This window comes from Curvivirga aplysinae, assembly GCF_009711445.1.
GTDB lineage: Bacteria > Pseudomonadota > Alphaproteobacteria > UBA8366 > Aestuariispiraceae > Curvivirga > Curvivirga aplysinae.
Map to the genome: position 1 here is coordinate 1 of NZ_SMMC01000056.1, position 4,988 is coordinate 4,988.

6 protein-coding genes are annotated in these 4,988 nt (G+C 42.4%); 5 read left to right on the forward strand and 1 reads right to left on the reverse strand.

Going from position 1 to position 4,988, the window contains the following annotated elements; all coding sequences use genetic code 11:
• Window positions 1–42 precede the first annotated feature (42 nt).
• A complete protein-coding gene (locus E1160_RS00710) occupies window positions 43–420 on the forward strand; it encodes a helix-turn-helix domain-containing protein (RefSeq protein WP_155153077.1) in 378 nt (125 codons plus the stop codon).
• A 225-nt stretch (window positions 421–645) separates the two neighbouring features.
• Window positions 646–1,458 carry an alkaline phosphatase family protein gene (locus E1160_RS00715; RefSeq protein WP_155153078.1) on the forward strand — a complete coding sequence of 271 codons (813 nt, stop codon included), beginning with the start codon at window positions 646–648 and terminating at the stop codon, window positions 1,456–1,458.
• A gap of 56 nt (window positions 1,459–1,514) precedes the next feature.
• Here E1160_RS00715 and E1160_RS00720 read toward each other — a convergent pair whose 3' ends face one another.
• A complete protein-coding gene (locus tag E1160_RS00720; protein ID WP_155153079.1) occupies window positions 1,515–1,979 on the reverse strand; it encodes a CoxG family protein in 465 nt (154 codons plus the stop codon).
• A 193-nt stretch (window positions 1,980–2,172) separates the two neighbouring features.
• Here E1160_RS00720 and E1160_RS00725 point away from each other — a divergent pair, with 193 nt between their 5' ends.
• The 3 genes from E1160_RS00725 to E1160_RS00735 all read left to right on the forward strand — a co-directional run bounded on the left by E1160_RS00725 (window position 2,173) and on the right by E1160_RS00735 (window position 4,882).
• Entirely contained in the window at window positions 2,173–2,970 is a 798-nt protein-coding gene (locus E1160_RS00725) for an aspartate dehydrogenase (protein ID WP_218048626.1), read from the forward strand.
• 285 nt (window positions 2,971–3,255) lie between these two features.
• Window positions 3,256–4,338: a 4-hydroxyphenylpyruvate dioxygenase gene (hppD, locus tag E1160_RS00730; protein WP_155153080.1), complete on the forward strand. Its 1,083-nt coding sequence runs from the start codon at window positions 3,256–3,258 to the stop codon at window positions 4,336–4,338.
• A gap of 97 nt (window positions 4,339–4,435) precedes the next feature.
• Entirely contained in the window at window positions 4,436–4,882 is a 447-nt protein-coding gene (locus E1160_RS00735) for a flavodoxin family protein (RefSeq protein WP_218048627.1), read from the forward strand.
• The last annotated feature ends 106 nt before the right edge of the window (window positions 4,883–4,988 follow it).

The following is a 4,988-nucleotide window of genomic DNA, read 5'->3' on the forward strand; positions in this document are numbered from 1 at the left end:
AGTAGTTAGAATTTGTATACGTTAGAAAAAAGGTAGTTAGATATGTCTTCTGATACATTGGGCCATAGAATTGAAATAGCACGTACGGCGAAAGGATATAGTCGCGTACAGCTTGCCCGGCGTCTTTCCATTAAATCAGCAACTCTTGGAAATTGGGAGAATGATCTATCTGAACCTCGTGCCAATAAATTAAGTATGCTAGCAGGTGTTCTAGGCGTGACGATTTACTGGCTAATGACAGGTAAAGGGGATGATACCCCGACTGAGGAACAATTGCTTGGTACCGCAACTTTACAACAAAAACTGGATGCGGCAAAAGGTGTCTCCCATCGTTTAAGCGTTATTCTTGCAGACTTGGAAGGGGATATTGCACGCCTTCAACGTCGTTTGGATGAGGAACATGAAGGGGCGATAGCGTAAAGTTTCATCGTTTTGATTTGGAAAAAGCCGAGGATAATCCTCGGCTTTTTTGTTAGGTATTTCTTATTCATTAGCTGCTTTGTAATTATGCAGCTTATAGCCCTTATAAGTCATAATAATATTGTGAAAATTAATTGCGTTTCCGAACATTTTTTGAATTCATTTTTAGGTGAAAACATGTATGAGGATAGGAAAAGAAATCCTCTTTGATGAATGGAAATCAAAATGGCAAATTCGAAAGTGATCTTGGTCGTATTAGATGGTTTAGGGTATGGCGCTGCCACACAGGAACTAGGCTATTTGGAAGGTATGGTACAGGCGGGTAAAGCGTCAAAATGGAAGGTAAAGACATCTTTACCAAGTAATTCTCGCCCTCTTTATGAAACAATTCATACTGGCTTACCCCCGATTGAACATGGGGTGTTAACAAATGACATTGTGCGTTTGAGCCATTGTGAACATTTATTTTCTATTTGTCGTGCTCATGACCGTACCACGGCAGCTGCGGCCTATAGCTGGATGTCTGAATTATATAATCATGTACCTTATGATCCGGTTGAAGATCGCGAACAGGATGACGAAAGCCGTAACATTCAACATGGTCGGTTTTATCAAAAGGACGACTATCCCGATTTCGAACTTTTCGCGGACGCGGAACTTTTGATCCGTCGTCATCATCCTGACTTTATGCTGATCCATCCGATGGGTTGTGATTATAAGGGGCATGTCTATGGCGGTTCATCTGACCAATATCACAAACAGGCATCCCGCGCAGATCAAATCCTGTCCACTTATATGCCAGCTTGGCTAGAAAAGGGGTATGAGGTTTTAGTAACTGCAGATCATGGCATGGATGAGAAAGGTTGGCATGGCGGTACCTTGGAAGTTGTACAACATGTGCCGCTTTATCATGTTAGTTCATCACCAATTCAAAATGATCAGGATGTTGTGGATCAATGTGCTATTGCTCCAACGGTTTTGAAGTTAATGGGATTGCCCATTCCGGATCAGATGAAGGTTGCAGCCTTAAATGCGTAATTGAAAAGGGCCCGAAAAATACGGGCCCTTTATTTTCTAAAAACGCAGATGAAGATTTAAGCGACCTCTTCACCTTCTTCATCATCTGAGAATTGTGCGGCAAAAGCATCAAAGAATTTATCTGCTAATTTAGCAGAAGTGGATTTTACCAAACGTTGCCCTAATTGGGCTAACTTTCCACCGATAGAAGCATCGACTTCATATTTCAACAAAGTACCTTCTTCAGCTTCTTCCAGAACCACAGATGCGCTTCCTTTGGCAAAGCCGGCAATGCCGCCATTACCTGCACCAACAATACGATAACTTTCAGGTGGGTTCAGGTTTTCTAACTCAACTTCACCTTTAAATTTTGCTTTTACAGGTCCGATTTTTTGAACTGCGATCGCATTGAATTTTGTATCGGATTCTTTGTTCAGTTCTTCACATCCCGGAATGCAGGTTTTCAAGACTTCTGCATCATTTAGGGCTGCCCAAACATCTTCGCGTGATGCTTTCAGCAGATATTCCCCATTCATTTCCATATCTTTGATCCCTATTCGTCAAAACTTTAAAGTTTCAGATCGCAAGCTTCGAAAGCTTCTTCAATCTTACGTTTTTCTTCTTGCGTTAATCCAATCATAGGGAGAGGAAATTGTCTATTAATTTTGATCGTGCATTTTTGGATATTATAAGCATAGTAAGCATCATTGATTCGATATTTGAAAAGGATGACATATGTTGAAGCTCGCCTTGATTGGAAATGGTACAATTGCAACTTATGTGGCTGAAAAGCTAGCGACTTCATCAGAGGTGAAAATTGTACAAGTCATATGTCAACCGGGCCGGGAAGACGAAGCCAAACAAATGATTGGACATGATGTAGATGTGATCCTTGGTGCAGATGCATTGAACAATGATCTTGATTTGATTGTTGATTGCGCTGGGCACGAAGCCTTGAAAGAGCATGGAGCCACAATTTTGCGTCGCGGTTTTAAATTCTATACGGTGTCCAATGGGGCAATGGCAGATCCTGCAATAGCCTTGGAAATGGAAAATGCGGCGAAAGAAGGCAAAACATCTTTGCGTCTTTTATCAGGTGCAGTTGGGGCAATGGATGCTTTGTCTGCAGCCGCTGTTGGTGGCTTAGACAGCGTGACGTATAAGGGGTGTAAACCTTCGCGTGGCTGGAAGGGAACTGTGGCTGAAGATGTCTTGGACTTGGATCAAATGTCGGAACCTGCCGAACATTTCCGCGGTACAGCGCGTGAGGCTGCTTTACGGTATCCAAAAAACGCGAATGTTGCGGCCACGATTGCACTGGCCGGTGTTGGGATGGATCGCACAGAAGTGGTCTTGATTGCCGATCCAAATGCCACATCAAACACCCATGAAATTGAAGTAGAAGGTGCTTTTGGTAAATTCATGTTTCGGATTGATGGAAAGCCTTTACCGAACAATCCGAAATCATCCGCGTTAACTGCCATGAATGTAGTGCGTGTGGTGTTAAATGAGGCCGCCGCAGTTATTTCTTAATTTTCATTAAATACTTTTATGAGAAGCCATCCTTGTGGCATATCTAGCATAATCTTGGAAAATAAGGCTGTTCAAATCAAATTAAATTAGTTACAATTGTAACAGTTAAAAATGAAACTAAATATATGCATTAAAGTTTCATCCCATCAGGATTTAGGAAAAGAGCAAATTTGTGTTTTTAGCCATCGGTCATTTTCTGTCCAATAGTGTGCGTGGAGTGTCCTGTTCTCCACCTTGTTAGGTCTCGTTTTCCTTTTGACTTAACAAAATTTATGGAGATTTATAATGACTGATTTATTTGATAACCCGATGGGTCTTGATGGTTTTGAATTTGCTGAATTTGCGGCCCCTGAACCAAATACGCTTGAACCTATCTTTGAAATGATGGGCTTTACCAAAGTTGCCGTGCATCGTTCTAAAAATGTGGATTTGTACCGTCAGGGCAATATCAACTTTATCTTGAATAAAGAACCAAACAGCCTTGCCGCTTATTTTGCAGAAGAACATGGCCCCTCATGTTGTGGCCTCGGGTTCCGCGTAAAAGATTCCCACAAAGCCTATGATTATGCGCTGACGCAGGGCGCGCAGCCGATTGAAATCCCTACGGGTCCGATGGAGTTACGTTTGCCAGCCGTTAAGGGAATCGGCGGTGCGCCAATTTATTTGATTGATCGTTATGAAGATGGGGTTTCTATCTATGATATTGATTTTAAATATCTGGACGGTGTTGATCGTAATCCGGTGGGCTGCGGTTTCCACACGTTGGATCATTTAACCCATAATGTATATAAAGGCCGTATGGCATATTGGGGTGGGTTTTATGAGAATATCTTTGGTTTCCGTGAATTACGCTACTTTGACATTAAAGGGGAATATACGGGCCTGACATCTCGTGCGATGACGGCACCGGATGGTAAAATCCGTATTCCACTAAATGAGGAAGCATCTAGCGGAACCGGTCAGATCGAAGAATTCCTGATGGCATTTAATGGAGAAGGTATTCAACATATTGCGCTGTCTTGTGATAACTTGCCTGAAGCTTGGGATAAGTTGAAAGCAAAGGGGATGCCGTTTATGACCCCGCCTCCTGAAGCTTATTATGAGATGTTGGAAGAACGCTTACCCGGGCATGGTGAACCTGTTGATGAGCTAAAATCTCGTGGTATTTTGATGGATGGTTCAACGGATAATAATGATCCTCGTTTGCTGCTACAGATTTTCTCTGAATGTTTGATGGGTCCAGTCTTTTTTGAATTTATCGAACGCAAAAAAGATGAAGGTTTTGGGGAGGGTAACTTTAAAGCCTTATTTGATTCTATGGAACGTGATCAGATCCGTCGCGGCGTTTTAGAAGTAGAAGAAGCGTAACCAATTAAAAGGCCCTGTCTGCAGGGCCTTTTTCTTCTGCTTGCGAGGATGAATTTCTCGCGATAGCTTAGGGTTATGACAAAGAAGCTTCTAATTATTGCCCATAAACCTTTCCCCGAATACACAAGCGTTATGTGAGGCGATTGAACGTGGGGCCTCCAACCCGGATATTGATGGGGTGGATGTGACTGTTTTGACGCCATTTGAGGCTGGTGTGGAAGATGTCTTAGCGGCAGATGGGGTGATTTTAAGCACGACCGAAAATCTGGGATATATGTCTGGCGCGATGAAGGATTTTTTTGATCGCAGCTATTATGGTGTGCTGGAAGAAAAGCAAGCGATGCCTTATGGCTTGTTGGTACGTGCCGGATTAGATGGAACAGGCACAATCCGCGCCATTAATTCTATTGCAACTCAAGGTTTACGGTGGAAGCCGATTTGTGATCCTGTTTGGTGTAAAGGTGAATGGGAGGAAAATTTCCTTGTTAGAGCTGAAGAGCTTGGCACCTTAATGGCAGCAGGTCTCGAAGCTGGTGTCTTTTGATTGAAACTTTAAGTGTACTATATTGAATTCATTATTTAAAAGTAAATGAAATCCTAAAAAATATATTTATCCTTTATTTATCCTGAGTTGGTAGTATGCCTCGGGG

Bases quoted from the DNA above. Each gene is read 5' to 3' on its own strand.
- hppD (WP_155153080.1), top strand. From the start codon at position 3,256: ATGACTGATTTATTTGATAACCCGATGGGTCTTGATGGTTTTGAATTT.
- E1160_RS00725 (WP_218048626.1), top strand. From the start codon at position 2,173: ATGTTGAAGCTCGCCTTGATTGGAAATGGTACAATTGCAACTTATGTG.
- E1160_RS00710 (WP_155153077.1), top strand. From the start codon at position 43: ATGTCTTCTGATACATTGGGCCATAGAATTGAAATAGCACGTACGGCG.
- E1160_RS00715 (WP_155153078.1), top strand. From the start codon at position 646: ATGGCAAATTCGAAAGTGATCTTGGTCGTATTAGATGGTTTAGGGTAT.
- E1160_RS00720 (WP_155153079.1), bottom strand. From the start codon at position 1,979: ATGGAAATGAATGGGGAATATCTGCTGAAAGCATCACGCGAAGATGTT.